Here is a 26,860-nt window from a genome sequence, read left to right as displayed (position 1 = left end):
TTGAAAATGGAATTGTTATCTACATCAAATTACTTGAATATGTATAGTAATAATGTATAATATTTAATGACTATAATGTTGAGGGGATATTCATGTTTTTTAAACGTTTGAATGGAAAAGTTAGGGAGATGGACCGAACGACTCGTTTTAAATTAATCAAGTCTGGGAAGCACTGGGTTCGTTCTGAAAATTCTACCTTAGGTTTATTTAAAATTGTTCGTGGAGAAGTAGAAACAACAGTCATAACGAAGTCAGAGAAGGAGCGGGATGGGATCCGTTCTACAAGTCAATTCGTACTGAAAGGCTTATTGGCGACGGGAGCAGCTGTTGGCGCCACCGCTATTATCAATACAGCTTATGCGGATGAAGCAAGTGCTGATGTGGTGACAACCTCTGAATTACAGAAAGAAACCTTAGCAGAGGCCCATAGCTTAGTGATTGGTTCTGTCTCTGAAGCTGGATCAATGTCAGAAGAAAGTCTAGAATCGACAAGTGCTTCTGTCTCTTTAAGCGAGCACGGTTCTGAGAGCCTTACTGTGTCTCTGAGCGAATCAACCTCAGAAGCTGCGACGACATCAGAGTCAAGCGTAGAAACGACCGAAAGGGTGCTAGGAGCAACGGATAAAGTTGGTCTGGAACAGAATCTGTCAGAGGCGACCTTATTGACCCAGATGGCCGAGAACTATGCCTCAAACCTTACAGATGCGGATCAGAAAGCAGCTCTCTCGGTTGCGATCGCTAAGGTGCAAACAGAATTGTCAACCAGTACTCAGTTGCTTCATGAAAATGTTGCGACGCAAGCATATGTGGAGCAGCGTCAACGGTTAAATGAGTCTGTTGATGAAATGATGCTTGCTCTGAAAGCATCGGGTTTTGTGGGGAATAGCAGTGTAAACGGCAAACCTGCCATTGCAGCTCAGTTGGCACCGATTTATGAAACCGTAACGGATTCTGATGAGTTGTCCAATATCACTCCTAATCTGGATGATCGAAATGGGGCTAGCGTAAAAGACCCTGCTTTGGAATATGAAGACATCGAAAAGGATCCGCATTTAGATAAATCTGTAATAAACCTCGATCCTGCGACTCATAAGTCTCTGTCTGAAACCCATGATGTGACGCGTTATACCTTTGCTATTTGGGATTTCGTTAATCGAGTGAAGCCGGATCCTCTGGATTATTATGCAACCTTATCCGTCGATCGTAGCTCGATTGGTTCAACGACTCCTAAAGGTGTCGACGTATACTTCCGCTTGGTTAAAAAGTCTAGTGGTACGGAGGTTTATGCTCAAACAGTTAAAGCAAATAGTGTAGTTGAATTTGATTTACCAAAGGAATTAGTTGGTTCAGATACAAACCGCCAATACAGGGTCTTTTACTCAATTTATGATGATGGGAAACCTGGAGTTATACGGATGCAAAGTGTGAGCTACCAGACTCCTAAATTTATGATTCAACAGCTTTATGATGTGGTAGAACCTAAAAATGTAGGTCTTTATGCACCATCGATAGTATCAGCCATTGTTCCATCACGAAGTGCTGAACATGTCACCTATTACAAGCTCATTCGCGACAAGGGTGAGTTCCGGCAAGGATCTTACGTCCCGAATGGTAGGGAAACTGTTTTGGCCTCTTATGCCCAGGTTGGTATTGAAGGTCAGGAGTACACAGCTTCAGCTGCTCGACAATTGGATGGTTTTGTTCAAGTTCCGCTAGTAGACTATCATCAGAATAAAATGTCTGGCGTCTTTGATCTTAGTGAAGTTGGGAAACAGACTGTCGAATCCTATAGAGGAGGGGCAAGAGACCACTATATTAAGCTTGTCCGAGAAGTGACGAGCCCAAATGGTGATTACACCTTAAAATATTATGTCTTAGATCCTTCTAAACAATGGTATTACCGGAAAAGTGATAACGGAACTGTATTCGACCTTGCAAATTATACCTTAGTGTATGAAAAGGCCTTTAGACATGACCATTGGAATGAAACCTTTGAACATCTTGAGACGCGAGAGGTAAAAAGTAAGAAAGAAGATTATTCTCTTACAGTTACTCCTGAGTTTTCGGATGGAAAAAACTTTAAGTTAAAGATCTCAGGTTGGTTCTCCTTGAAAGAAAAGGTAAGCTATACGGATGAAAAAACGGGTAAAGAATATTCTTTCCGTAAACCGTATACTTCCGCCCCAGAAACTCAAGGACAGTCGAGTGGTAGCCATATTGTGGGAGATGATGCATCTTTGCAAGGCACTGATGGATTTTCTAAGTTTTATCATACAGTTTCGACCGGAGTTAGCTACTCGCCATCGAAGAGTGTGAATTACTATTACCGAAGAATGAATGCTTCTGAATTGGCATCTCAATCACTCCGTTATTCCTCTTCTCATTCGATGTCAGCACAAGATAGTCTCTCTTACTCAGAAAGTAACTCACAAGTCGTTGCTTCAGAGTCTCAATCTCTGTCTGCAGCTGTTTCTCTATCGGATCGTCAATCAAGGTCATTATCTGAGTCGATGTCAAGTAGCGATTCAGTATCAGATAGTCTATCGATTTCACAGGTACTTGAATCTCAATCGTTATCTTCTTCTCAGTCTGATTTGCAGAATGATTCAGAGGTCTCAGCCTCAGCGTCGGTAAGTGCATCCTTGTCTGTATCAGAATCGATTGTTTCTACTTCGGCAAGTAGCTCTCTATCAGCTTCAGAGAAGTCCGCATCTGAATCCTTGAGTGGCTCCCTGTCTGTGTCAGAATTGGTTGCATCAACGTCAGCAAGCAATTCGTTGTCGACTTCAGCGAAGTCTGCATCTGAATCCTTGAGTGGTTCCCTGTCTGTATCAGAGTCGATCACTTCCGTTTCGACAAGTACTTCGTTATCAGCATCAGAGGTAGCCGTTTCTGCTTCAGCAAGCAGTTCTTTATCTGCTTCAGAGAAATTCGCTTCTGAATCCTTGAGCGAATCCTTGTCTGTATCAGAGTCAATTACTTCAGCATCGACAAGTGCTTCAGTATCAGCATCAGAAGTATCCGTTTCTGCTTCAGCAAGCAGTTCTTTATCTGCTTCAGAGAAATCTGCATCCGAGTCACTGAGCGGATCCTTGTCTGTATCGGAGTCAATTTCATCAACTTCGACAAGTGCTTCGTTATCAGCATCAGAAGTATCAGTTTCTGCTTCAGCAAGTGGTTCTTTATCTGCTTCAGAGAAATTCGCTTCTGAATCCTTGAGTGGATCTCTGTCTGTATCAGAGTCGGTTTCTTCAGCTTCGACAAGTTCATCGGTATCAGCATCAGAAGTATCCGTTTCAGAATCAGCAAGTAGCTCGTTGTCAGCATCAGAGAAGTTAGCTTCAGAATCCTTGAGTGGATCGTTGTCTGTATCAGAGTCGATTTCTTCAGCTTCGACAAGTGCTTCGTTATCAGCATCAGAAGTAGTCGTTTCAGAATCGTTAAGTGATTCTCTGTCAGCTTCAGAAAAATCCGCATCTGAATCCTTGAGTGGCTCCCTGTCTGTATCAGAGTCGATTTCTTCAGCTTCGACAAGTACTTCAGCATCAGCATCAGAATTATCAGTTTCTGCTTCAGCAAGCAGTTCATTGTCAGCATCAGAGAAGTTATCTTCAGAATCCTTGAGTGGTTCGTTGTCTGTATCAGAGTCGATTGCATCAACGTCGGCAAGTACTTCAGAATCTGTAGCTCAAATGAAATCTTCTGAACTTCAATCCGCTTCAGTATCTGAGTTGATTTCGGAATCAACTAGTGTGTCAACTTCATCATCGATAAGTGCTTCAGAAGCAAGTGCGTCGATTTCGGCAAGCCTATCTAAATCAGTCTTAACTTCTGAGTCAGTTTCAAGTAGCGCTTCAGAATCCGTCTTGAGTTCCGAGTCCGTTTCAGTAAGTAGATCTGAATCAATCTCAAGTAAACAAGCTTCTGAGTTGGCGTCCGCTTTGGCGTCTGAATCAGTCTCAACTAGCACATCAGAATCTGTAGCTCGTATGGAATCTTCTGAACTTCAATCTGCCTCAGTGTCTGAGTTGACTTCGAAATCAACAAGCGTTTCAACTTCGGCTTCGACAAGTGTGTCAGAAACAAGTGCATTGATTTCAGTCAGCGCATCCGAATCGGAATTGAATTCTACATCGGTTTCAGCAAGTGCTTCTGAGTCTGCCTCAAGTAAGCAAACATCAGAGTTGAGTTCTGAATCAACTAGTGTTTCAGCTTCAGCATCGACAAGTATGTCAGAATTAAGTGCATCGATTTTCATGAGTGTATCAGAATCAGCCTTAACTTCTGAGTCAGTTTCAAGTAGCGCATCCGAATCAGATTCAAGCAAGCAAGCTTCTGAGTTAGAGTCAACATCTGATTCAGTGTCAACTAGTGAGTCTGTATCAGTAAGTAGCTCTGAATCAGTATTGAATTCAGCATCAATCTCAAGCAGTGAATCAGAGTCAATTTCCGTATCGGAGTCCATCTCAATCTTGACTTCAGCATCGCATCAAACGAGTGCTTCTGATCAGTCTTCGACTTCGACAGATGAATCGACTTCGTCTAGTCATTCTATGTCACAGGCATCAAATTGGTCATCCGCTTCCGCCTTGGCTTCAAATGCGGTAAACGAATCTACAGTGGTGTACGGGTCTGCTTCGGCGAGTCTTCAGGAGCCAGCGAGCACACTTGCTTCATCAAAAGCAAGCCAGCTCTCCTCAGAATCGACTTCTCTTTCAACGAGTCGTTCTACCTCTAGCTCGGCAAGCCAATCCCATTCACAAAGTCAAGCGACTCCTCAGATGAGCTCTTCTGGCGAGAAATCGGCTGCTTCTGTCTCTGAAGCAAAATCGACGTCGGACTCTCTAGGAGTGACGTCACGTGAGCTGTTCATCACGCTTGTAGTAGCTTTCTTTGCAGGCTTGGCCTCATTTTTCCATCGTAAAAAGTAAATACAATCATCTTTCTTAAATTGAAAATTTGCTTCTTTCGATTCTTCTGATATACCGGCAGATCCATGGGAGGATTTGTCGGTTTTCATTGAGAATGTCGGGTGAAAAGCCTAGTGAAATATGGTATAATGAATGGAGAAAAGCTAGATGAATAGTGGTTCTTCAGATCATCTTCTGAAGAACTTTTTTCTCTTATAGATCAGAAATCATTTAGGTGAAATGGTCAAATTTGATGAGAGGACTTAGTTAGGATAAGCATTCGAGAGAAGGGGGAGTAGAGGAGTAGGATATGATGAAACAATCTGGAGTTAGGAATCGATTATTTTGGACGATCCTATTCGTTTTTGTTTATGTTTTAGGAAGTAAAATCACCTTGCCCTTTGTAGACCTAGCAAAGGTATTAAATGTGAATGAAGGTGCTGCAAGGGGTCTGGAGTTGACGAGTGCTATCATGGGTGGGAACCTTCGTGGCATGTCTATCTTCGCTCTTGGACTTTCTCCTTGGATGTCTTCCATGATTTTGTGGCGCTTGTTTACGGTATCTAAACGTCATAACCTGGAGAGGACCAGTTCGGACCTTGTGGAGCGACGGAAGATGTACCTGACATTTGCTCTGGCTCTTGTTCAATCTCTGGCCATCTCTCTTTATCTCCCCATACAAACAGACCTGAGCCCCCTTCTAGTCGTCTCGCTCAATGCCTTGATAATGATTGCAGGAACCTTTTTCTTGGTCTGGTTAGCTGATTTAAATACGGCCCTAGGCTTGGGGAATTCTATTGTGATCATGATGGCGGGGATGCTCCTGTACTTGCCAGAGGATGTCCTTGGAACCTTGTCAAAGAGTGGGGGTCTCCTGTTTCTAGTGCCTCTCTTGTTAGCATTTATTTTCATGGTCGTATGCATCGAGTATGCTCGCTATCGGATCCCTGTGAATAAGCTGGGGATTCATAATAGTTTGAAACCTCACACCTTTTTAGAGGTCAAGCTCAATCCAGCTGGGGGGATGCCCTTTATGTATGCCATGACCTTGGTTTCTATCCCGCAGTATATCTTTTTGCTGGTCCAAGCTATCAATTCCCGTGCGTCATGGGCTGCCAGTATCGCAAAGGAGTTGGTAATAGGAGCGCCAGCTTGGATCCTGCTCTACGGTCTGATGATAGCAATTTTGTCCTTTGCTTTTGCATTTGTGACGGTCAATGAGGAAGAAATTGCGGACAAGATGATGAAAAACTCAGAGTATATTGATTTCGTTTATCCTGGCGAAGAGACACGTCGGTACATCAATCGAATTGTCTTTCGTTTAACGGTCTTTGGGACACTTTATTTAATTCTGTTTACAGCATTGCCTTTCCTTCTTCTGCTCTGGGATAGAGGACTTTTGCGTTTGGCCATGATTCCAGGGAGTTTTCTCATGTTTGTGGGGATGATGTCGACCATCCGAGAGGAAGTTAGAGCCCTTCGCGTGAACCAAGGCTATACAAGATTGTTTTAGGAGTTGTTATGTATTACTTTATACCAGCCTGGTATGGCAGTGAGCGGATTTGGCACAGTAGGATGACGCCTTGGTATTGGACGCAAGCTACGATTGAATTTGATGAGACTATTCACCAGCTTCGGGTCTTCCAGGAAGCGGGAGTGGAGCGGAAATTAGTGATTCCGCACTATTGCCCGCAATTGCGTTACGACCTCCATCGGCAAGATTTGTTAGAAACAGACTATCTGTCGATTTTTGATCACATTCAGGGGATTTCCCCTCATCAAGAGATGCTTCCGATTCAGGTCGAGGATTTGGAATGGCCTGCTCAGACAAGCTTTACTTATACGCCTTTTCAAATAGTGGCGTTCTGTCGTGGCCAGGAGATTGCTAATATCGATCTGGGGGTAGACGGGAATATCCTCTCAGTGAGACGGGTAAAGGATAAGGAAACGGTTTATGTACAGTATCTGGATGACCGAGGCTTTATTTCCAGTGTTATTTACTACAAAGAGGGAAGTCCCTATTTCCAAGACTATCTAACCCCCGAAGGAGACTGGGTCTTGAGAGAGTTGTTGACAGATGCGAACCACATGGTCTTTGTCAATGAAGCTTTTCAGAAGCAGTTTAAACGAGAAACCTATCCGGACATGAGAGAAGTGGTTGCTGAAAAATTGAAAGCCAACCTAGGAGACCTGGTTCCGGGTCAAGATCGTCTGGTGATTGCAGCCCATCCGGTCAATCTACCCTTTGTCCAACAAGTGGGACTAGGTGTTTCAAAGGTTCTCTCTTTTTATGGGCAACGCCAGCCCTTATCTCAAGAAGATTCGTCGCTTCATTTTTCTTTAAAAGAGGTTGACTTGGTGCTGACAGATAGTGAAAAAACGAAACAGGACTTGCTTGGTCTTGCTCCAAGTCTCGCTTCTAAGATCCATCGCCTGACGTCCTTTGATTCACGGCTGAGGTTGGGAAGCAGTCAGGAGAGGAAGGAATCGAAAATCTTTTTCCACCTGGATGAAAAGGATCTCCCCTCTCAATCCGTTTTACAGAAAATGTATGAAATCTTAGCGAAAAATCCCTTGTTTGAGGTCGTTTTCGCGATTTACAATGCTTCTGATGAAGCCGTAGCGGCACTGGAACATCAGTTAGAAGACTTGGCTAGCGAAATGGGGATAGCTTCTCTAGGTGTTCAGGTTGATTCTCGAGAACTGGGAGAAAACCACCTCCTCGAAGATGCCTCCCTCTTTGAAAAGAAGCTAGATCGTTATAAGGTTCGAAATTTCTTTAACGAAAATGATATCATCAAAGAATTAGAACAGACTCGCTTAATAGTAGACGTAAGTGAGGAACCCAATCTGTATACACAAATTGCAGGCATTTCGGCAGGAATTCCTCAGATCAATCGTACCCATACGGAGTATGTAGACCATTTAAAAAATGGATATGTCTTGGGGGAGATGGAGGAAGAACTAGAAAAAGCGATAGACTATTTCCTTAGAGATCTGAAACCGTGGAATGAAGCGCTGATTTATTCCGTCGAAAAGATCCAAGAATACACAGGCCAGCGCTTGATCGCCAAATGGGAAGGATGGATGAAAAACTAGAATGGACAGGAAGTTGGAAACAGGCCATATTCTTCAAATTGGACCTACAAATTGGCAGGAAGAAGTGACAATTCCAGAAGGTCTGAACTGGCATTATTTTTCTATCCAAACCCCTCTACAGATAGAGGACTACATGGCGGAGCAAGGTATCGAGGAGTTTCAGGCCTTGGTGCTGGATCATCCTGAGAGGTTATTGAGCTTCAAAGAAGAGCAGGGTCTCTTTCAGCCCTACACTGTTTTCTATGATCAAGTATATGATCAAGAGTCAGTTACAGAAGAACTGGATCATTTGATGCAACTGGTTCAGGCTAAGGCTTGGGATTTTTCCGATAAGGCTCCCTTTCTTTATCAACTTCATCGTTTCCTTTATGACGGCCAGTATGGGGATGCCTTTAGTGTCAGGGAGTTACGAGTTAGAGCTGACTTTGCAGGCAGTCAAACGGTCAGAGGGAAACACTTTTTGGAGTTAGAGGGTTCATATGGAGAAGAATATACTCCCATCGCCCAGTGGGTCAACACCTATTCGTATGATGGGGACCTTCCTACAGATCTATGGCTAGAGTACGAGAAAACGCCAGACTGCCAGATCCAGTTGCGGGTCCAATTTTTCCAGAGTGGGACCTTGGGATCTTTAGTGAAGGAGCTTGTCTATTCAGAAGCAGATTTGGAAAGGCCGGTTCTGATTGACGAGCCCGATCGTTATTACCTATCCTTTTCACTAGAAGGGAAGGGCCAGGGGCGACTCATAATCGGTGCTTTGCACAAGCGCTTCTCTCATGGCCCTTTTGGAGAAATTGCTCTTGGTTCACAGACTCTCAGAGACAGCAAGCGTCAGGAAATTTTTGCTTATTTCCATCCAGGAGACCTGAAGCCACCTCTGAATGTCTATTTCTCCGGTTATCGTCCTGCAGAGGGCTTTGAAGGCTTTGCCATGATGAAAAATATGGGAGCGCCCTTTATTCTCTTTTCGGATCCACGTCTAGAGGGGGGATGCTTCTATCTAGGCTCTCCGGAGTTGGAAAAGAAGATTCAGGATTTTATCGATGACCATCTACAATCCTTAGGATTTGGTCCCAAAGAATTGAACTTTTCAGGTCTATCGATGGGCACTTATGGAGCTCTCTACTATGGAGCCTCTTACTCACCTCATGCGATCTTGGTTGGGAAACCGATTGTCAACCTTGGGGATGTAGCTGCCAATCTGAAGTTTAAACGGCCGGATGAATTTGGAACCTCGCTCGATATGATGCAATTGCTTCTTGGTCGAGTGTCAAGTGAAGGGATAGAGGCCTTGAACAAGCGTTTTTGGGATCGATTTCATCAGGCAGAGTTAAAGGATACTCTCTTAGCCTTGGCTTATATGAGAGACGATGACTACGACCAGAAGGCTTACTCGGATATTTTAGAAGCTCTTTATCACCAGCCTATTCGGATCATTAGTTCAAGTCGCCCGGGTCGCCACAATGATGCAACGGAGTCTATCATCGAGTGGTTCTTGACCCAATACAAAGAAATCATGGAAAGAGATTTTGGAAGAAGTGGATGATTAGGATGAGAAAGCAAAAAGATCGTCCCCTTTATTGGGGGTCGATCTCTTCAGTTGATTATTTGTGGGGGTCTGTGATAGAAAGACTAGCAGAAGATCAGATTCGATTTACGAATCCTTTGATGCCTTCTGGTCAAGTCTTAAAAAGTTGGAAATCCCTCACAAGCTATGGGGAAGATCGGATGGCACCCAGTCTGCCTCTTTTACAGAGAGGCCAGACCTATGTAGTTGAAGTTCAGATGACTTCTAGGCCTGCTCATACGGTTCTGCTAGAAGTTATTTGCCAGGATCGTTTTGGCAAGATAGTGGACCGGCAGGTCAGTACAGAAGGGCAAGTTAAGTTGGTGTATCCAGAGCAAGCCTATTCTTACCAAGTGCGTCTCCTCAGCGCAGGGATGCAAGAGTTTACCTTTCGCTATTTCACAATTTCACCGATTTCGTCTGAACAATGAGGTATTCTGAGATAGATCAAGCAGATGGATAGTAAATGAGGACCCAGTGGATTCTATAAAATTGAAAAAAATAAAAAAGATCTTAAATGAGGTGAATAGCTGGAAAGATCGGATGTCCCAATTGACAGACCAGCAGTTACAAGAAAAGACAGAGGAATTCCGCCGTCGTTTCCGACAAGGAGAGTCACTAGACGATTTGCTAGCAGAAGCTTATGCAGTCGTGAGAGAAGTCTCTCAGCGAGTCTTGGGGATGTTTCCTTACGATGTCCAAGTCATGGGAGCAATCGTCCTCCACCAAGGAAATATTGCAGAGATGGAAACCGGGGAAGGAAAGACCCTAACGGCAACCATGCCCGCCTACCTGAATGCAATAGAAGGGAAGGGGGTTATGGTGATTACCCCCAATACTTATCTGGCAACTCGTGATGCGGAAGAAATGGGTAAGATTTATCGTTTTCTAGGTTTGACAGTCGGAGTTCCACTTCAAGATACTGAGGGGGAACTCTCCCCAGCTAAGAAACGGTCGCTCTATCAATCTGACATTGTCTATACCACCAATAGCAGCTTGGGGTTTGATTATCTTTCAGAAAATTTAACCGCCTCTGTTGATGGCCAATTCCTAGCAAATTTAAACTATGCGATTGTAGATGAAATCGATTCTATCTTATTGGATAGTGCTCAGACACCCTTAGTGATTTCGGGCTCTCCTCGCGTGCAGTCCAATCTATATGGGATTGTAGACACCTTGATCCGAACCTTCAAAGAAGGTGAAGAGTACAAGGCCGACGGGGACAAGAAACAGGTGTGGTTGACCCCAAAAGGTGTAAAAGCAGCTGAGGCTTTTCTATCCCTGAAGCATTTGTATGATCCTGAGCACCGTGATCTTGTCCGCCATATTAGTCTGGCTTTACAAGCGCATCAACACTATAAAAGGGACAAGGACTATGTCGTCCGTTCGAATGAAAAAGGAGAACAGGAGCTTGTCCTTTTGGATCAAGCAACGGGGCGTCTTATGGAATTGACTCGTCTTCAAGGGGGACTGCATCAGGCTCTTGAAGCCAAGGAAGGACTTTCCTTGACGCCAGAGACACGGGCCATGGCTTCGATCACTTACCAAAATTTGTTCAAGATGTTTCAAAAACTTGGCGGTATGACGGGAACCGGGAAGGTTGCAGAAGCTGAATTTTTGGAGACCTATGCCATGTCAGTGGTTCAGATCCCAACCAATCGAAAACGGATTAGGCAGGATCTTCCAGATGAGATATACCAGACCTTGCCAGAAAAAGTCTATGCTTCTATGGCCTACATCAAAGAAGTCCATGCAAAGGGAAACCCGATTTTGATCTTTGCCGGTTCGGTTGAGATGTCTGTCTTGTATTCAAACCTTCTCCTTCGTGAAGGAATTCCCCATAATCTGTTGAATGCCAATAAGGCTTCTCGTGAAGCGCAGATTATTGCTGAATCTGGTCAAAGAGGCGCAGTGACCGTTGCGACCTCGATGGCAGGTCGGGGGACAGATATCAAATTAGGGCAGGGTGTAGCTGCCTTAGGTGGCTTGGTTGTCGTCGGGACGGAGCGGATGATGAATCGCCGGATAGATCTCCAGATTCGAGGACGATCAGGACGTCAAGGAGATCCCGGAAAAACCAAGTTTTTTGTCTCTCTGGAGGATGATTTAATCAAACACTGGGGACCAAACTGGATCCAAGATAGGTATCAAGATTACGACGTAGAGGATCGACTTCGAAAAGCCAAACCTCTAACTCGGAGGAAATACCATCGCATCGTCGCTCAAGCTCAGGATGCGAGTGAAAGTGCTGCGCAAGCTAGTCGTCGCTTGACCTTAGAGTTCGCAGAGAGTATGAACATTCAGCGTGATTTGGTTTATAAGGAGCGGGATCGGTTGATCAGGCTGGACAGACGTTTGGATGGACTAATCGAGAAAATTGCTCGAGAAGTGTTTGCCCAAGTGGCTAAAAATAAGAAGTATCAAGACCCGATTGCCTTCTATCACTATATTTTAGATCATATCAGTTATCAGGTTGATCCTGCTCAGATCCATCAAGCCTTTCCTTCCAGGCAGGCAAAAGAGGATTTCCTCTGGGAGCTAGCTCGCTCTGAGTTGCTTGCTAAATATCAAAGGCTGGAATCCGATGAGGTAATCGCCCAATTTCAACGGATGGTGCTCTTAAAGGCTATTGACGAAAATTGGGTGGAACAAGTGGATTATTTGCAACAATTACGTGTGGCCTTGTCTGGTCAGTACGCCAGTCAAAAGAATCCACTGGTCGAGTTTTACCAAGAAGCCTCTTTATCTTTTGATTGGATGAAGGCTTTGGCAAAAGAGCAGATGGTTCGCAATCTCTTACTCAGTCGAGTAGAAATCAATACAAAAGGGGAAATTGTCCTGTATTTCCCATAAAAGAGGATTTATGACAGTATACAATATCAATCTTGGGATTGGATGGGCCAGTAGTGGCGTCGAGTATGCACAAGCCTATCGGGCCAAGTTGCTAAGACAGATCCAAGAACCTGCAAAATTTATTTTTATGGATATGATATTAGCAGACAATATTCAACACTTAACAGAGAATATTGGATTTAAAGACCATGAAATCATATGGATCTACACCCATTTTACGGATATCAAAATTGCGCCAACCACTTATACGGTGGATCAAGTCCTGGCTGGGTTCGCTGGGAAGCCAACGCGAGAAGAGACCACGGGGAAGGTGAAGCGCTATTTCTATGAAGACCAAGACAGTTTTTTGACCTGCTATCTTCGGGACGAAAAGAGTCCCTATGTAGAGCGCTGTGAGTATGTTTCCAGAGGGATCCTAGTCAGAAAAGACTATTTTTCCTATACTCGCTACTGTACAGAGTACTTTATCCCCAAGAATAATCAAGCAAACTTGATTGAGCGACGTTTCTACAATGAGGATGGAAGTGTGGCCTATCGGATGCAGCTAGCAGATGGTCAGGAGATTTACCGTTTTCCAGATCGTTATCTCCTGGGCCGGCAGGAATTGATCCGCTACTTTATGCAAAGTCTCAACTTGACCAAACAAGATCTGGTGATTTTGGATCGGGAGACTGACATCGGCCAACCTATTTTTGAAGAGACCCAAAAAGCTCGTCTAGGAGTCGTGGTCCATGCGGAGCACTATAGTGTCAATCATACCGATGATCAATATATTTTGTGGAACAATTATTACGATTACCAATTTACCAATGCGGACAAGGTGGACTTCTTTATTGTCGCAACCGATCGCCAAAAGGAAGTTTTAGCAGCGCAGTTCGCCAAATATACCCCTCATGCTCCTGTTATTTACACCATTCCGGTAGGAAGTCTCGCCAGTCTACCGCAAAACGACTCTCGTAGACCTTTTTCTCTGATGACTGCTTCGCGTCTGGCGACAGAAAAACACATCGACTGGTTAGTTCGAGCAGTTGTCGAAGCCAAAAAAGAGCTACCGTCCCTTTCTTTTGATATTTATGGAAAAGGTGGAGAGGAAGGTAAGTTGCAATCACTGATTGAAGAGTTAGGAGCGATGGACTATATCCGGCTCAAAGGCCATAGGGACTTGACCGATATTTACAAAGATTATGAAGTCTACCTTTCGGCTTCTACCAGCGAAGGCTTTGGCCTGACCCTGATGGAGGCCATTGGTTCTGGTCTTCCAATCATTGGCTTTGATGTGCCCTATGGCAATCAGAACTTTGTTAGAGATGGGGAGAATGGCTACTTGCTTCCGACCGAACCAGACCAGGTTGTGGACAGGATAGCGAGGTCCTTTGCTGAAATGATCTGCTTGCTATACCAGAGCCAAAAGATGCCATCCATGCGTCAAGCATCTTATGTGCGTGCAGAAGATTTTCTGACCAGTAAGGTTGAAAAAGCTTGGTCTCGATTGATTGAGGAGGTGACCCATGCTGAACGTATTTGATCGGTTTTCGCGTGAGAGCCAAGATCTGCTCTATTCTTTACAAAGAGCAGGTTACATGCATCCAACGATCGTCTTGGAACCGAATGGCTTTTTACCTGATGGAGTAGAGTCGCCTTTTCTTTACTTTTTAGGTCGACCAACAGGTGAAAAACGGGGGCGCTTCTTTAACGAAATTTTAGTCCCTGATTTTTGGGAAATCACTGGTGATGCATCTGGTGGACGGATTTCCTACTACGGCCAAGAAAAAGCACGCATCTATTACCAAGATACTACTCATAAACGAATCGTCGAACGGGTAGAGTGGTTCCATCAAGAGGGACAAGTAAGCGCAGTGGATCACTATGATCAATACGGTCGAAAAATAGCGGTGACCACTTGTGATGGTCAGGGCAATCCTTTGTTAACCACCTACTTTGAAGAAGAGATGGAGCGCCTAACAGAAAATCATCAAACAGGTGATCTGATTTTGACGCTGGATCATGAGCCCATGCGGATTTTCAAAAATCGACTAGATTTCTATGTCTTTTATGTCCAATACCGAGGATTTGCTCTGGATCAAGTGCTCTTTAATACGCTGGCTCAGTCTTTTGCTTTGAGTTTGCAACTTGGCAAAATGGGACTGGTAGGCCGGGATGTCTTGGTTTGGCAAGAGACATTACAGGATAGTCTGCCAGGCAATATGCAACTGATCCTTAATAGTCCAGAGATACGGACGAAGAAGATTTTCATCCCTCAAAGGGAGACCTATCGCCGTGCCCTAGAGTTGGTATCACCAGAGCAAAAGGATTGTTTTGCCCCTCTTGGTTATATCTATGATTTTGCTGTCAAAGACGATATTCGCAAGGATGCTTTTGTATTAACAAATTCAGATCAGATTGAAGCCTTGCCTTATTTGTTAGAGCACTTACCGGATGTGACCTTCCGAGTTGCTGCTGTGACAGAAATGTCACCAGAACTCATGTCTCTGGTCCGCTACCCCAATTTGGTCTTGTATCAGAATATTAGCCAGAAACGGATCAAGGAGCTCCTTCACCAATCCAGTATCTATCTAGATATCAATCATTTTGGGGAGGTACAGGGAATTGTTCGTAAGGCCTTTGAGCACCAACAGCTGATCCTAGGCTTTGAACAGACCTTACATGACCCGCCTTATCTTGCTCAAGAAAATGTCTTTAGGCAAGGAGAAAAAGACGAACTCGTGGCACGCATCAAGGAAGTTTATCAATCAATAGAGAACTACCGACACGCAGTTTCAAATCAAATTGCACAGTCTAATGCGATCGAACAGGCAGAGTTCCGTTCGAGATTCCAAGAAGGGATAGGTGATAGAGATGTCTGATCAGAAGAAGGACTTGTTCTATAAAGAAGTAGAAGGACGGATGAATGCGCTGAAGCGACGATCCGCAGAAAAAGAGAAAGCAACGCGCTCAGAAACCGTCAACCTGACTTTAAATGTTGTCATCGGTTTCGTTATCTTGTTGGGGGTGTTGCTTACCCTTTTCCGAGTTTTTGGAGGCTAAGATGGAAATGCTATTTGTTGTGCTGATTTTTCTTTTATCGATCAGTCTAATCTTGTTGGTGATGTTTCAACCTCGTCAACAACAATCGCTGTCAACAGATGCGACCAGTAACCTAGGGAAACCAAGCTATTGGCTAGCCCGTCGAGGGATCAAGCTAGCGACGCTGATCGTTAGTGTCCTCTTCTTTTTAATCTTGTTTATCTATCTGCTCTTTGCACGGGTTTAGAAGGATAGGAAGGACCTTCTTCTTGAAGTAGCGGCTTTGAATGGGAACAGAAGTGGGATTGTCACGTCTCAATCTTTTCTTCCTGGTGATAACTATTTTTTATGGAAGTTATATGAAATATATATTTTTCAAGCTTCCATTTCTATGATAGACTAAGTGTCACCAAGAGAAAAAAGAGGTACATTTATGACAACATTCCAGATTCATACAGTTGAGACAGCACCAGAAGAGGTAAAAGAGGTTCTTGAAACCGTCCAAAAAGATAATAACGGCTACATTCCGAATCTCATCGGTCTTTTAGCTAATGCACCGACAGCTTTGGAAGCTTATCGTACAGTCGGTGCGATTAACCGCCGCAACAGTTTGACACCAGTTGAACGTGAAGTGGTCCAAATCACTGCAGCGGTGACCAATGGTTGTGCCTTCTGTGTGGCAGGTCATACAGCGTTTTCGATCAAGCAAATCCAAATGAACGATGACCTTCTTCAAGCTCTGCGCAATCGTACTCCAATCGAAACTGATCCGAAACTGGACACCTTGGCTAAATTCACCCTAGCAGTGATCAATACCAAGGGGCGCGTTGGGGATGAAGCCTTAGCTGAATTTTTGGAAGCAGGTTATAGTCACCAAAATGCTTTGGATGTGGTGCTAGGTGTGAGTCTAGCTAGTCTCTGTAACTATGCCAATAACCTAGCAAACACACCCATCAACCCAGAATTGCAACCCTACGCGTAACCGAAAAAGCTTGTGCGTGACATGATGGAGTTGAGCTAAACAATAAGGAAATGAGAAGTAGCTTTTATGCCTAACTTCTTTTTTGATATGCTTCCTTCTCTTTTATGGTATACTGAAAGCGATAAAATGATTGGAGATCAAGATGAAAAAGATTCCTTTAGCATTTTCAGGTTGTCTATTAGGTTTAGCAGGAGCGGGAAACCTTCTGTCTGATACTTTCCCAGTTCTGGCTCATTTCTTCAGTTTGACGGGTTTGATCCTATGGGCTTTCTTTTTGTGTCACCATCTGATCTACTGGCGAGAAACCAAGATTGAACTACAAGAACCGGCCCTTCTGTCTGGGATGGCGACCTTTCCCATGGCAGGGATGATTCTATCGACTTATCTCTTACGACTCTTTCCGACATTTGGAGGACTCGCCCAGGCAGTTTGGTGGACTGCCTTCCTCTTAGATTGTGGCTTGATTTTCTACTTTACCAAGACTCATATATTGGCAAAACCAAGAGCCAATGCCACCCCTAGTTGGACCGTCCTTTATGTGGGGATTGCTGTGGCAGCCTTGACCTATCCAGTGGTAGGAGTGGTTGAGCTGGCCTATCTGACTCTCGGCTTTGGCTTTGTCTTAACCTCGATTCTTTACCCCTTGATCTACCAGGGGTTGAAAACCAGCCCTTTACCGAGCCACTTATTGGGACAAGAAGGGATTTATTGTGCCCCCTTTTCTCTTCTGTTAGCGGCCCTGGTTCGTGTGGGTGGAGCCAGTCTACCGGTTTGGCTGTTATACACCATGGTTGGAGTCTCTCAAGCTTTTTATTTCTTCGTTTTAACGCGCCTACCCAGAATGATAAAAGAGGGCTTTCAACCAGCCTTCTCAGCTTTAACCTTCCCGACGGTCATCACAGCTACTTCCCTGAAAATGGCCCAAGGCCTATTGCACAGTTCTCTGTTAAGGCCTCTTGTATGGTTAGAAACTATTCTGTGTCTAGCCATTCTTGTGTCCGTGCTTATAGGCTTTGTGATTTACATAAAAGGGGATAACTAGCATTCCAATAGAAATTAGAGGTCAGAGACGGTTGTCTCGACCTTTTTGGGTTCACTTTCTAATTGAATCCTAGGAATGAATATGGTAAGATGCAATAAATCATTTTTTGTTTCCCTCGAAAGGAATGTATGAAATTTTTAAAGACAAAGGCCAAGCTCTTTTATCCACTTTTACTACTGGTCTTCTATATCTTAGTTCGGCCACAATTTCGCGAGTTGGCCCAACTAATCAGCAACCAAGTCGGCCAAGCTCTTAGCTATTTTTGGACCCTTCTCTTTTTAGAGGCAGGTTATTTGATGCTTGTTTATTCATTGGTAAAGAAATACAGTCCACGTACCGTTTTTCAGTGGGCAAAGAAGAAACAATTCCTTCCCGCTATCTACGCTACTATATTCTCCAGTTGTGCCATCTACTGGCTAGACTACTTTCTTAGTGGGTTCACCAAAGGACGTTTAGCTATTTATCACTCCTTTCCAGTGAATTTAGAAGCTATAGGCTCTCTCATCCTATTCATATTAGTGGTCGTCATTCGACCGATGACAGTGGAGTTGATCTTCCGTGGTGCCCTTGTTCAAACTTATTTTAAAAACTGGCCCCTCTATGCTAGTGTATGGGCCCCAGCCCTTATTTATAGTGGACTTCAATTCCTCCAGCATCCTTTTACTTTTTTGAGTTTTTTGATCTATACCATCCCCGCCCTTATTTTTGGATTATTGAATGAAAAGACGGGTTCCTTGTATTATCCCATCCTTGCTCATATCGGCTTGAACTTCATTTATAGCTTACCCATTATCTTGTCCATCATCCAGCATCTCTTCTCCTAGTCGTTTTGACGGTACTGGAGGAGGCTTTAAACCAAGAGCCAGAAGGTCGTTGGTTTTTTTTGAAATTATGGTATAATAGAATAAATTTAAAAGAGGGAGTGGGAGTTTGAGAAAAAGCTATCGTGTCAAGCGAGAAAAAGATTTCAATGCCATTTTTAAAAGTGGTATGAATTGTGCGAATAGAAAATTTGTGATCTACCGTTTGTCGCAAGAGCAGCCCCATTTCCGTGTCGGCTTATCCGTGAGTAAAAAATTAGGAAATGCTGTGACACGCAACCGAATCAAGCGCTTGATTCGGCATGTTTTAATGAAGCACCAGGATCATCTTGTAGCAGATGATTTTGTTGTGATTGCTCGAAAGGGTGTTGAAGAACTGGATTTTGACCAGGTCGAAAAAAATCTAGTCCATGTATTAAAATTAGCGCAAGTCTATCGTCAGGAAAGGTAATTACGTGAAAAAGAAACTAAAAGTAGCTAGCTTACTCGGAGGAGCCCTCCTTTTATTAACAGCCTGTGGAACGTCTGAGGTGACTTCCCAATCATCAGGAGTTTGGGAAAAATTCGTTTACTTCTTTGCAGAAGTCATTCGTTTCCTTTCTATTGGAGGAAACATCGGAGTCGGGATTATCCTCTTCACTCTCTTGATTCGGACCATTCTTTTACCAGTTTTCCAATACCAAATGACCTCCTCGCGCAAAATGCAGGAGATTCAGCCTCTAGTGAAAGAAATCCAGGCCAAGTACCCTGGGAAAGATTTGGAAAGCCGCACTCGTATGTCAGAGGAAATGCGGGCCCTCTATAAAGAAAAAGGAGTCAAGACTTCTTCTGCCTTCTTGCCATTGTTCATTCAAATGCCAGTCTTGATGGCCTTATTCCAAGCCTTGAGTCGGGTAGAATTTCTAAAAGTCGGTCATTTCCTTTGGTTGGATATGAGCGCAACAGACCCAACCTTTATTTTGCCAGTTTTGGCAGCGGTCTTCACCTTCTTTAGTACCTGGTTGAGCAACAAAGCCATGCCAGAAAAAAATGGTGGAATGACAGCCATGATGTATGCAATGCCAGTGATGATTTTCTTCTTCGCCATGTACTCAGCCAGCGGGGTTGCACTCTATTGGGTAGTTTCCAATGCCTACCAAGTTGGGCAAACTTACCTGTTGAACAATCCTTTTAAGATCATTGCGGCGCGTGAAGCAGAGCAACAGGCAATCAAAGATATAGAGAAACAAAAACGACGTGCATTTAATAAAGCACAGAAAAAGAAAAACTAAGAAGGAGTTTGACAGATGGTCCAATATACAGGAATCAATGTTGAAGAAGCCATTCAAAATGGTTTGAAAGAATTAGATATCCCGCGCATGAAAGCACATATTACAATCGTTTCTCGTGAAAAGAAAGGCTTCCTCGGTCTCTTTGGTAAGAAGCCAGCTGTGGTAGATATCGAACCGATTGCAGAAACTACAGTGACAAAAGCCAATCAACAAGCTGTTAAGGGAGTTCCTGAGGCAATTAATGCTCAAAACGAACCTGTCAAGAGTGTCAGTGAAGAAACTGTTGATTTGGGTCGCGTGGTAGCAGCGATTAAAAAAGTTGAAGAAGAAGGCCAAGAAGTTTCTGAAGAAGTGAAGGCTGAGATTCTCAAACATGAAAAGGCTCCTGAAACCATTCTTGAAGAACAAGGTCATGGAGAGATTCTCGATTCAAGTCTTAACGAAGCTGAGTCACGCCAAACGTCTGATTTTGCTGGCTTGGGCATTGAAGTAGAAGAAAGCTATGACATTGAAAAGGTTGTCTCTGATGTCACTGCCTATGTTCAAACCGTTATTGATGAAATGGATGTCGAAGCTAGCATCTCAAGCAGCTACAACCGTCGCACTATCAATATGCAGATTGATACCAATGAGCCAGGTCGTGTCATTGGCTACCACGGGAAAGTTCTCAAGGCCCTTCAATTGTTGGCACAGAACTACCTTTACAATCAGTATTCTAAGAATTTCTACATTGCGATCAACGTTAATGATTATGTTGAACACCGTGCAGAAGTCCTTCAAAGCTATGCGCAAAAATTGGCAAGTCGTGCTCTAGAAGAAGGTCGAGCGCAACATACAGATCCAATGTCTAATAGCGAACGCAAGATCATCCACCGCATCGTATCGAAAATGGATGGAGTAACCAGTTATTCTGAAGGAGAAGAACCAAATCGTTACGTTGTCGTCGATATTGAAGGTTAATCTGCCGTCTAAAAAGGAAGATACTAAAGGGAGAGAGGAGTGAAAGCTTGCTCTCTCCTTTTTTGTCTGAGAAAGGAAAACTAGAATGTATAGTAAGATGAGAGACTTTTTGAATTGTCAGGGGATCAAGTACCTAGCCCCTGCTAAAGCTGGTGAGGATGCAGATCGAATGGTAGGGTATCGCGAGTTAGGGCAAGAAGCTCGGCAGGAATTCACCCACTTGGCCAGCCAATTTCAGAAGCTCTTTCCGCATTTAAAACAAGACCGGACCAGTCAGTGGATGAATCAAGCTCAAATCCTTCGCCCTCATTTTTGGGCTTATTTCCAAGGAGAGGGAGAGATCACGGATCCAATGTTTGCCTTGCGACTTTATGGAGATGCGAGGGACTTTGGTGTGTCCCTGGAAGTAAGTTTTATCGAACGAAAGAAGGATGAGGAGAGTCTACAAAAGCAGAACCGCGTTTTAACTCTTCCGGTTTCTTCGCCAGTCTATTACTTTGCCCAAATAGAAGGTGTCAGTCAACGATTCCAAGGGACAGAAGCCAATCGCCTACGGCTTCTCAAAGGTGTGGGAACTGGACAGGTCCGAAAGGTCTTGGTAAAAGTCGATGTCAATCTATCGCAAGCGACTAGTCAAGATGCCATTCTTGAGGAATTAAAAAAAGGAATGGACGACCTACTTCCTTATTATGAAGCGACTCGTTAAAGGATAGAAAGAGAAGCCCAATAAAAGCGGAATCATAGAACCTGACCCAACAAATTTTTCATAGCTATTGACAAACAGGCGTGAATCAGATAGAATAGTAAAGTATGTTTAGTAACTGATCACATTATAGCCGGCTAAACGAATACAAAATCTATGAGGAGGTATTCATCGTGAAACGTACTTATCAACCAAGTAAACTTCGTCGTGCGCGCAAACATGGTTTCCGTCACCGTATGGCAACTAAAAACGGTCGTCGCGTATTGGCAGCTCGTCGTCGTAAAGGACGCAAAGTTTTGGCTGCGTAATTCAGATAAAAAACTAAAAACCAGTAGAAACTCGAGACTACTGGTTTTTGTTTTGCCGAAAGTGAATTTAGAGGCTCTTTCTGCTATAATAGAAAGAAGAAAAACTCAGAAGAAAAGGAAAATCATGCAGATTTTTGATACCCATACCTCAATTGGAAATCATTGAATTTAACACATTTTTAGAACTTGAAGAAAATTATTAACCAAAAAACTAACCAAAGAAAAGCACAATGTAGCATATAAAAAAAGAGGAATTCATGATGAGTTCCTCTTTTTATTTTATTAATTGTAAAATGGATTAAATGTTGTTTTCTTGTTCTTCATCTGTAAAAGTGGTGAGATGACTGACTAGTTCGTTCATTGTTTTACTATGTTGAGTTTTACTAAATTTAAAATAATCTATGTTAAGTATATCTATGATCTTTGAAAGTGTCTCAAAACAAAAGCTGAAATGGCCATTTTCTAATTTTTTAATATATTTGGTATCTAATTCTGAATATAGAGAAAGTTGTTACTGTATTAGATTTTTTTGATTCGGTAATTCTTTGATACGATGGATAATATAGTTTGTTAATTCATAATTCATTGACAGACGCTAGCCCCTTTTAATGATAAATTATCATTAAAATGTTTACTAATAAACGCATTAAAAGGAACATATAAAACAATAATGAACTAATATGGTATAATAGTATAAAAAAGTAACTCAATATGTTAGTTTATTCTGTTTCAACTGCTAAAGTATATAAGTTGTATCATAAAACAGAAATTATGATTACTGCCCAAAGAGAACAATTTTGTAGAGTGTTTAAAAAGCATGCAATAGAACGTTACAAAAAAACTGGTTGTCATTTTAGTGGAAAGTTAAAAGTATTTTCTAGTGATGTGTTTGGTGTGTCATTGTATGAGTTTTATAACTCTTCAACTCTAAGTGTATAGCTATAAGCAAAAGACTTTCGATGTAGGTATATTTTAATACTGGGAGAGAAACTGAACAGTTTGCAAAAACAATAACAATGTTAAAGATGGCAGATTATAAAGCAGTTAAAAAGAATGGAACAATATATATGCGGAAAGGTAAAATATAGGAGATAAGATATGAGTTTTGGTTTATTAAGTGACTTTTTAACGACTAGTGTTGAAGAGCGAGTAGAAGTACTGTATAGATACCTTGTTAAGGGAGAATGTGGACAGGAAATTGCTGAACAGTATTATAACAACAAGAATTATGCTTGGAAAATTTCAGCAATCACTCAAGGTTATAGTGAGAAAGGTGGTAAAAACCGAGGTAAGGTTAATACAACAAAAATACTTATTAATAAATTTGTATCAAGTTATCCAAATGGGACATACAAATCAGGGATAACTTTATCAGACTTTTTAAATAAGCACCATAACTTTAAGTTAGACAGTGAAAGCACAATAGATGATTCAGAATTCAATAAAGATAGTTACCATTATGAACCGATTGATTACGCTGCGTTAGGAAGAAGTATAATAGATTCGCCTTCCCATAAAAATAAAAATTATTCTAAATTTGAATTACCTAAATTACAATATAATTTAGGTGATGATTCTGAAAATTTATTAAAATCTCATAAAAAAATCAGGTTATCCAAAGGTTGCAGAGAAGAAGACTATCAGGAAAAAATTAATTCGCTATTTGGTGAAAAACAACCAATATTTCAGATTGTGGATGCATCCCATGATATTGATTACAATAATAATATCGGTGTGATAATATTTTTTTATGAAGATTTTGCCTACATGGTTGAAAAACCATACTTTGGTTATAGTGGTTTAGCGTATGAAAGAGAGTTATTTGAAGATTTTGTATTATATAAGAATGTAATTAATATTTCAGAAGAGGCCGCTACTTATATAAAGCATTCTGATATCATAAAAGAAAATGGTTCAAAATTAGCTTTTGACGAGTTTTATACTGTGACCAATTTTGTTTTAGGAACATTAAAATTTAATACCTATCAAAATGAAGAAAGAACGTCACAAATTGTAAAAAGTGTGAATTACATCATTAATTATTATAAAAAATCACTTAAGAAAAAAATTTAGGAGAAATCTAATATTGAGTGAACTTATGGATCGTGGTCTTCACTTTCCTAAACAATTCGGTGATTTTGCTGAACCTTTAGTAATGTTATCCTTTATGAGAAATAAAGCGATTTTTGCAGGAAAATTAAAGAATAAATATACTTCTCGTGGTATTGTTCTGTAATATAATTATACATAGCAGTTGTACTTTTTTGTATAACTGCTATTTTTTTATTCATCTGACTAGCCATAAACGATAACAGAACTATTCATTTCGAAAAATCAAGAAACTAAACATCCTATTTGCGTAGTGTTGGTAAATCCAAAAGGAGGATCTAACGCTATGAAAGCAAACGGAAAGGTTGCACAAAAGAGAGAAGATGCTATTCAAAGAGCGTCTAAAGAAGGAAACTGGGAAGAAGTATTAAGACAGTTGTACTTAATTGAAGAAAATTTAAATCGGAAAGATAGGGCATATGGCTTGTGTAGTTTGAATAGAGTAAATGTAGGCGGAAGTGGTGAATTACTTGATACGATTTCTGATAACCGAGACCCTCTAAAGATTCTGATTCATGAGGAAGAAAAGAATCACCTAAGACAAGCACTTTATACTTTGACAGAGATTGAAAGAGAAATTTTCTTAGGACAAGTGGAGTATAGTTGGAGTTTTTCAAAGTTAGCAAGAATGTATAGTATCAGCGATAAAACAGCCAAGAAATACTATGAAAATGCTAGAGAAAAAATGAAGAAAAACCTAATGGAAGAAAATATTATTTAAATTCTCTCCGAGTTAGTTAATATTTTCTCCTTATACATGAGGAGGTAATTTTATTGTCAAGCAAAAATATGTAGTACGATTTGCTCAATTATAATTTTTGATACTAGAAAGAGGTGCTTATGTCACTTAAAAATTTATCACATTTTACTGAGTTTAATGCTTCGCAGTTTCTTTCTCGAAAAGAAGTTCGCTTCATTTCTGCTACCCGCTGGGTTGAAAAAACTGAAGCAGGCACTGAGGTTGAAAAAGGTGTTAAGGTCTCACTGCTTATCTATAAAGATAACAGCGAATACCCGAACGAAAAGACTAATGTTGGAGAGCAAATCATGGTCAAAGTACCATTTGCTTCAGTCGAAGACTACTCCGCTTTTCAACCAATGGTAACTACCTGTGAGGTTATCGATATTGAAAAAGCTGTTGTCTATGGTGACTTTCGCAATCAGTTGTCTTTAACTGCAAAAGTCGTTCAATCTGATGAGATTGTAGAGTTGTAAGATGTTTAGGCTAGTCAGATATGGCCTATCTGACTAGCTTTTTTAAAGGAGGTTATAAATGGTATCAATTATTGAAGAGTTACCTAAAAAAGCAGTCAAAATGATCATCAAAGGTTTTAAGTTTACCAAGAAAAAACTGGACGAGTACCTTGCTAAAGTGCAGGAGCAAGATAATGAGAGGAAGTGGAATGATTTCCTTTTTCAAACTCAAATGACTCTAATGCGGTCAGTGAAACAGCAAATCAATTCTGATCAATTTGCTTATTATTCTCATCAAGTTTTTGAAGAGCAAGAAATCATCCTTAAGGATGGAAGAAAGTCAATTCAAAAGGATCATGTTGCAGATGAAATCATTCCAATTTGCAAACGTAGCAATGGCATTGAGGAATTTGAGACTAAATGTATTGTCTTTGGTTTTGATATTTTTGGTGAGTTGGAACCAAAAATTATCCTAAAAATGCGAGAACAATGGGCTTATTACCTAAGGGTGCATGGTTTCTATGGCATTTGCGATACATATAACAATCATGATTCTCGCCGTTTAGTATTTATTATTTGCGACAAGAAGGATGTGAGAGGCCTCAAGAGTGCTTTGTTTCGATTAAAAAATTCATAAAATCAGTTTGCTTTTTATGCCGAGAAAACTCCTTGACAGCAAGCTGAGCAAGATTAGACTGGCTTGGGAGGTCGTGTAGCGGAGCGAAAGTGTAGTGAAATCGACCGACAAGACATAAAGAATCGGCTCAGGTTACTTGTTGTCAAGGAGGAAATTGGAATAAAGATAAACATTTGACGCCTTAACTTGATAAGCGTCATACAAAAGCACGAAGCATATTTTTATAGGTATAAAGTATGGAGCAAATAGAACTTAGTAAAATTGTAAAAAGTTACGTGTATGGTAATACGCTCGAAATGACAACCGCTAACGGTCAACAAAAACAAACTATCAAAGTGATAGAAGGTAAGCGCTATGTAAATCTTGAAACAGGTGAAATACGTGATATGAATACGACTGGTAAGACTCGATTGGATAATCTAAAGTCAACAAAGCAAACCATGAAGAAATTGCGTCGTCTAATTGCTCATAATTTTACTGGAGGAGACAATCAGCTCTGGATTACATTGACTTATCGTGAGCATGTCACGGAACCGCATACTGTCTATAAGGATTTTAAATCATTTATTAGACGTGTTCGTGCTGAATTTGGACAGGTAGATTACATAACAGTGATTGAACCACAAGCTAGTGGGAGATGGCACTTGCATGTACTCTTAAAGAATGATTCCAAATTAACCATTCCGAACAGTAACCTTGCCGATGTGTGGGGAAAAGGCTTTACCAAAACCAAACGTTTGAAACGGGCTGATAAAGTCGGAAACTACCTTATTGCCTATCTTTCAAATTTGGATTTAGAGGATAATCAATCTGATAAAAAAGCAATTGTCAAGGGAGCTCGCCTGTACATGTATCCCAAGGGTATTCGAATTTATCGTACAAGCAGAGGGATTAAAAATCCCTTAGAGGCAACCACAACCAAAGGAGAGATCATGAAGAGTTTTAATATAAATAGCCCACCAAATTTTTCACGGACTACAAAACACGAAACTCCATATGGTATGAAAGAATATACCACGGAGTTTTACGACAATGTCAAAAGCCTGTCAGATACTTTTAACGGAGCAGCTGACAAGCCCAATAAAAATTGAGAACTTATTTCTCAATGGGTTCATTATAACATGAGGAGGGGACTTTGTGGATAACGAAATGTATAAAAACAAGCAGCACTTGTCTCAGTTATTTGATGTTCCTTTGAAAACTTTAAATAATGATTTGACAGAAATGCGAAAGCTATCTCAATTTCAGGAGGCGATACTTAAACCTTCTCATAAACGAGTGTATGTCAATGTAGAAGGGTATCGTCAATTCCTGAGGTACAAACAATCGAAGCGTGAGAAAGCTATGTAGTTATGGTATAATAGGCTATGCTACATAGCT

At 41.7% G+C, this 26,860-nt stretch carries 25 protein-coding genes; all 25 read left to right on the top strand.

Annotated features, from left to right (window positions below):
* The first annotated feature begins 92 nt into the window (after positions 1 to 92).
* The 25 genes from LXO72_RS05600 to LXO72_RS05480 all read left to right on the top strand — a co-directional run bounded on the left by LXO72_RS05600 (position 93) and on the right by LXO72_RS05480 (position 26,830).
* Positions 93 to 4,931 carry an accessory Sec-dependent serine-rich glycoprotein adhesin gene (locus tag LXO72_RS05600; protein WP_233331771.1) on the top strand — a complete coding sequence of 1,613 codons (4,839 nt, stop codon included), beginning with the start codon at positions 93 to 95 and terminating at the stop codon, positions 4,929 to 4,931.
* Positions 4,932 to 5,220: 289 nt separating this feature from the next.
* On the top strand, positions 5,221 to 6,423 hold the full coding sequence (secY2, locus tag LXO72_RS05595; protein WP_233331770.1) for an accessory Sec system protein translocase subunit SecY2: 1,203 nt from the start codon (positions 5,221 to 5,223) through the stop codon (positions 6,421 to 6,423).
* Between the two features lie 8 nt (positions 6,424 to 6,431).
* Positions 6,432 to 8,009 (top strand): accessory Sec system protein Asp1, encoded by a 1,578-nt coding sequence (gene asp1 / locus LXO72_RS05590; RefSeq protein ID WP_233331769.1) that lies wholly within the window; start codon positions 6,432 to 6,434, stop codon positions 8,007 to 8,009.
* A gap of 1 nt (position 8,010) precedes the next feature.
* Positions 8,011 to 9,555, top strand: a complete 1,545-nt coding sequence (asp2, locus tag LXO72_RS05585; RefSeq protein ID WP_233331768.1) for an accessory Sec system protein Asp2 — start codon at positions 8,011 to 8,013, stop codon at positions 9,553 to 9,555.
* A complete protein-coding gene (gene asp3, locus LXO72_RS05580) occupies positions 9,552 to 10,007 on the top strand; it encodes an accessory Sec system protein Asp3 (protein WP_267913774.1) in 456 nt (151 codons plus the stop codon). Before asp2 ends, asp3 begins: the two co-directional genes overlap by 4 nt.
* Positions 10,008 to 10,053: 46 nt before the next feature.
* A complete protein-coding gene (secA2, locus tag LXO72_RS05575) occupies positions 10,054 to 12,429 on the top strand; it encodes an accessory Sec system translocase SecA2 (protein ID WP_233331766.1) in 2,376 nt (791 codons plus the stop codon).
* 10 nt (positions 12,430 to 12,439) lie between these two features.
* Positions 12,440 to 13,954 carry an accessory Sec system glycosyltransferase GtfA gene (gene gtfA / locus LXO72_RS05570; RefSeq protein ID WP_233331765.1) on the top strand — a complete coding sequence of 505 codons (1,515 nt, stop codon included), beginning with the start codon at positions 12,440 to 12,442 and terminating at the stop codon, positions 13,952 to 13,954.
* Positions 13,938 to 15,293 carry an accessory Sec system glycosylation chaperone GtfB gene (gene gtfB, locus LXO72_RS05565; RefSeq protein ID WP_233331764.1) on the top strand — a complete coding sequence of 452 codons (1,356 nt, stop codon included), beginning with the start codon at positions 13,938 to 13,940 and terminating at the stop codon, positions 15,291 to 15,293. The genes gtfA and gtfB overlap by 17 nt, the downstream gene beginning before the upstream one ends.
* Complete coding sequence (gene asp4, locus LXO72_RS05560; RefSeq protein ID WP_233331763.1) at positions 15,286 to 15,474, top strand: accessory Sec system protein Asp4; 189 nt, start codon at positions 15,286 to 15,288, stop codon at positions 15,472 to 15,474. Before gtfB ends, asp4 begins: the two co-directional genes overlap by 8 nt.
* A gap of 1 nt (position 15,475) precedes the next feature.
* Positions 15,476 to 15,700, top strand: a complete 225-nt coding sequence (gene asp5 / locus LXO72_RS05555) for an accessory Sec system protein Asp5 (RefSeq protein ID WP_233331762.1) — start codon at positions 15,476 to 15,478, stop codon at positions 15,698 to 15,700.
* Positions 15,701 to 15,886: 186 nt separating this feature from the next.
* Positions 15,887 to 16,435, top strand: a complete 549-nt coding sequence (locus tag LXO72_RS05550; RefSeq protein WP_023024535.1) for a carboxymuconolactone decarboxylase family protein — start codon at positions 15,887 to 15,889, stop codon at positions 16,433 to 16,435.
* Between the two features lie 142 nt (positions 16,436 to 16,577).
* Positions 16,578 to 17,477 (top strand): TDT family transporter, encoded by a 900-nt coding sequence (locus LXO72_RS05545; protein WP_156676960.1) that lies wholly within the window; start codon positions 16,578 to 16,580, stop codon positions 17,475 to 17,477.
* Positions 17,478 to 17,605: 128 nt separating this feature from the next.
* Complete coding sequence (locus LXO72_RS05540) at positions 17,606 to 18,301, top strand: CPBP family intramembrane glutamic endopeptidase (RefSeq protein WP_223363882.1); 696 nt, start codon at positions 17,606 to 17,608, stop codon at positions 18,299 to 18,301.
* Positions 18,302 to 18,407: 106 nt separating this feature from the next.
* Entirely contained in the window at positions 18,408 to 18,749 is a 342-nt protein-coding gene (rnpA, locus tag LXO72_RS05535) for a ribonuclease P protein component (protein ID WP_125329244.1), read from the top strand.
* A 4-nt stretch (positions 18,750 to 18,753) separates the two neighbouring features.
* Positions 18,754 to 19,569, top strand: coding sequence for a YidC/Oxa1 family membrane protein insertase (locus LXO72_RS05530; protein ID WP_023024528.1), 816 nt, complete (start codon positions 18,754 to 18,756; stop codon positions 19,567 to 19,569).
* 15 nt (positions 19,570 to 19,584) lie between these two features.
* Positions 19,585 to 20,529, top strand: a complete 945-nt coding sequence (gene jag, locus LXO72_RS05525) for an RNA-binding cell elongation regulator Jag/EloR (RefSeq protein ID WP_233331761.1) — start codon at positions 19,585 to 19,587, stop codon at positions 20,527 to 20,529.
* An 85-nt stretch (positions 20,530 to 20,614) separates the two neighbouring features.
* Positions 20,615 to 21,235: a ribonuclease P gene (locus LXO72_RS05520; protein WP_125329241.1), complete on the top strand. Its 621-nt coding sequence runs from the start codon at positions 20,615 to 20,617 to the stop codon at positions 21,233 to 21,235.
* Between the two features lie 170 nt (positions 21,236 to 21,405).
* A complete protein-coding gene (gene rpmH / locus LXO72_RS05515) occupies positions 21,406 to 21,540 on the top strand; it encodes a 50S ribosomal protein L34 (protein WP_003003086.1) in 135 nt (44 codons plus the stop codon).
* Positions 21,541 to 22,638: 1,098 nt separating this feature from the next.
* Positions 22,639 to 23,613 (top strand): hypothetical protein, encoded by a 975-nt coding sequence (locus LXO72_RS05510; RefSeq protein WP_233331760.1) that lies wholly within the window; start codon positions 22,639 to 22,641, stop codon positions 23,611 to 23,613.
* A 13-nt stretch (positions 23,614 to 23,626) separates the two neighbouring features.
* The gene (locus LXO72_RS05505; RefSeq protein WP_233331759.1) at positions 23,627 to 23,776 is read left to right on the top strand and encodes a hypothetical protein; all 150 of its coding nucleotides are present in this window, start codon (positions 23,627 to 23,629) and stop codon (positions 23,774 to 23,776) included.
* Between the two features lie 159 nt (positions 23,777 to 23,935).
* The gene (locus tag LXO72_RS05500; RefSeq protein ID WP_233331758.1) at positions 23,936 to 24,370 is read left to right on the top strand and encodes a sigma factor-like helix-turn-helix DNA-binding protein; all 435 of its coding nucleotides are present in this window, start codon (positions 23,936 to 23,938) and stop codon (positions 24,368 to 24,370) included.
* A 119-nt stretch (positions 24,371 to 24,489) separates the two neighbouring features.
* On the top strand, positions 24,490 to 24,864 hold the full coding sequence (locus LXO72_RS05495) for a hypothetical protein (RefSeq protein ID WP_215672526.1): 375 nt from the start codon (positions 24,490 to 24,492) through the stop codon (positions 24,862 to 24,864).
* A gap of 58 nt (positions 24,865 to 24,922) precedes the next feature.
* The gene (locus tag LXO72_RS05490; protein WP_233331757.1) at positions 24,923 to 25,480 is read left to right on the top strand and encodes a hypothetical protein; all 558 of its coding nucleotides are present in this window, start codon (positions 24,923 to 24,925) and stop codon (positions 25,478 to 25,480) included.
* 236 nt (positions 25,481 to 25,716) lie between these two features.
* Complete coding sequence (locus LXO72_RS05485; RefSeq protein ID WP_233331756.1) at positions 25,717 to 26,571, top strand: rolling circle replication-associated protein; 855 nt, start codon at positions 25,717 to 25,719, stop codon at positions 26,569 to 26,571.
* 58 nt (positions 26,572 to 26,629) lie between these two features.
* Positions 26,630 to 26,830, top strand: coding sequence for a DNA-binding protein (locus tag LXO72_RS05480; protein ID WP_215672567.1), 201 nt, complete (start codon positions 26,630 to 26,632; stop codon positions 26,828 to 26,830).
* The last annotated feature ends 30 nt before the right edge of the window (positions 26,831 to 26,860 follow it).

It is taken from the genome of Streptococcus sp. XMC (assembly GCF_021341835.1).
Taxonomy (GTDB): Bacteria; Bacillota; Bacilli; order Lactobacillales; family Streptococcaceae; genus Streptococcus.
Note: the sequence above shows the minus strand (reverse complement) of the source record. Positions and strands in the feature narration are given on the sequence as shown.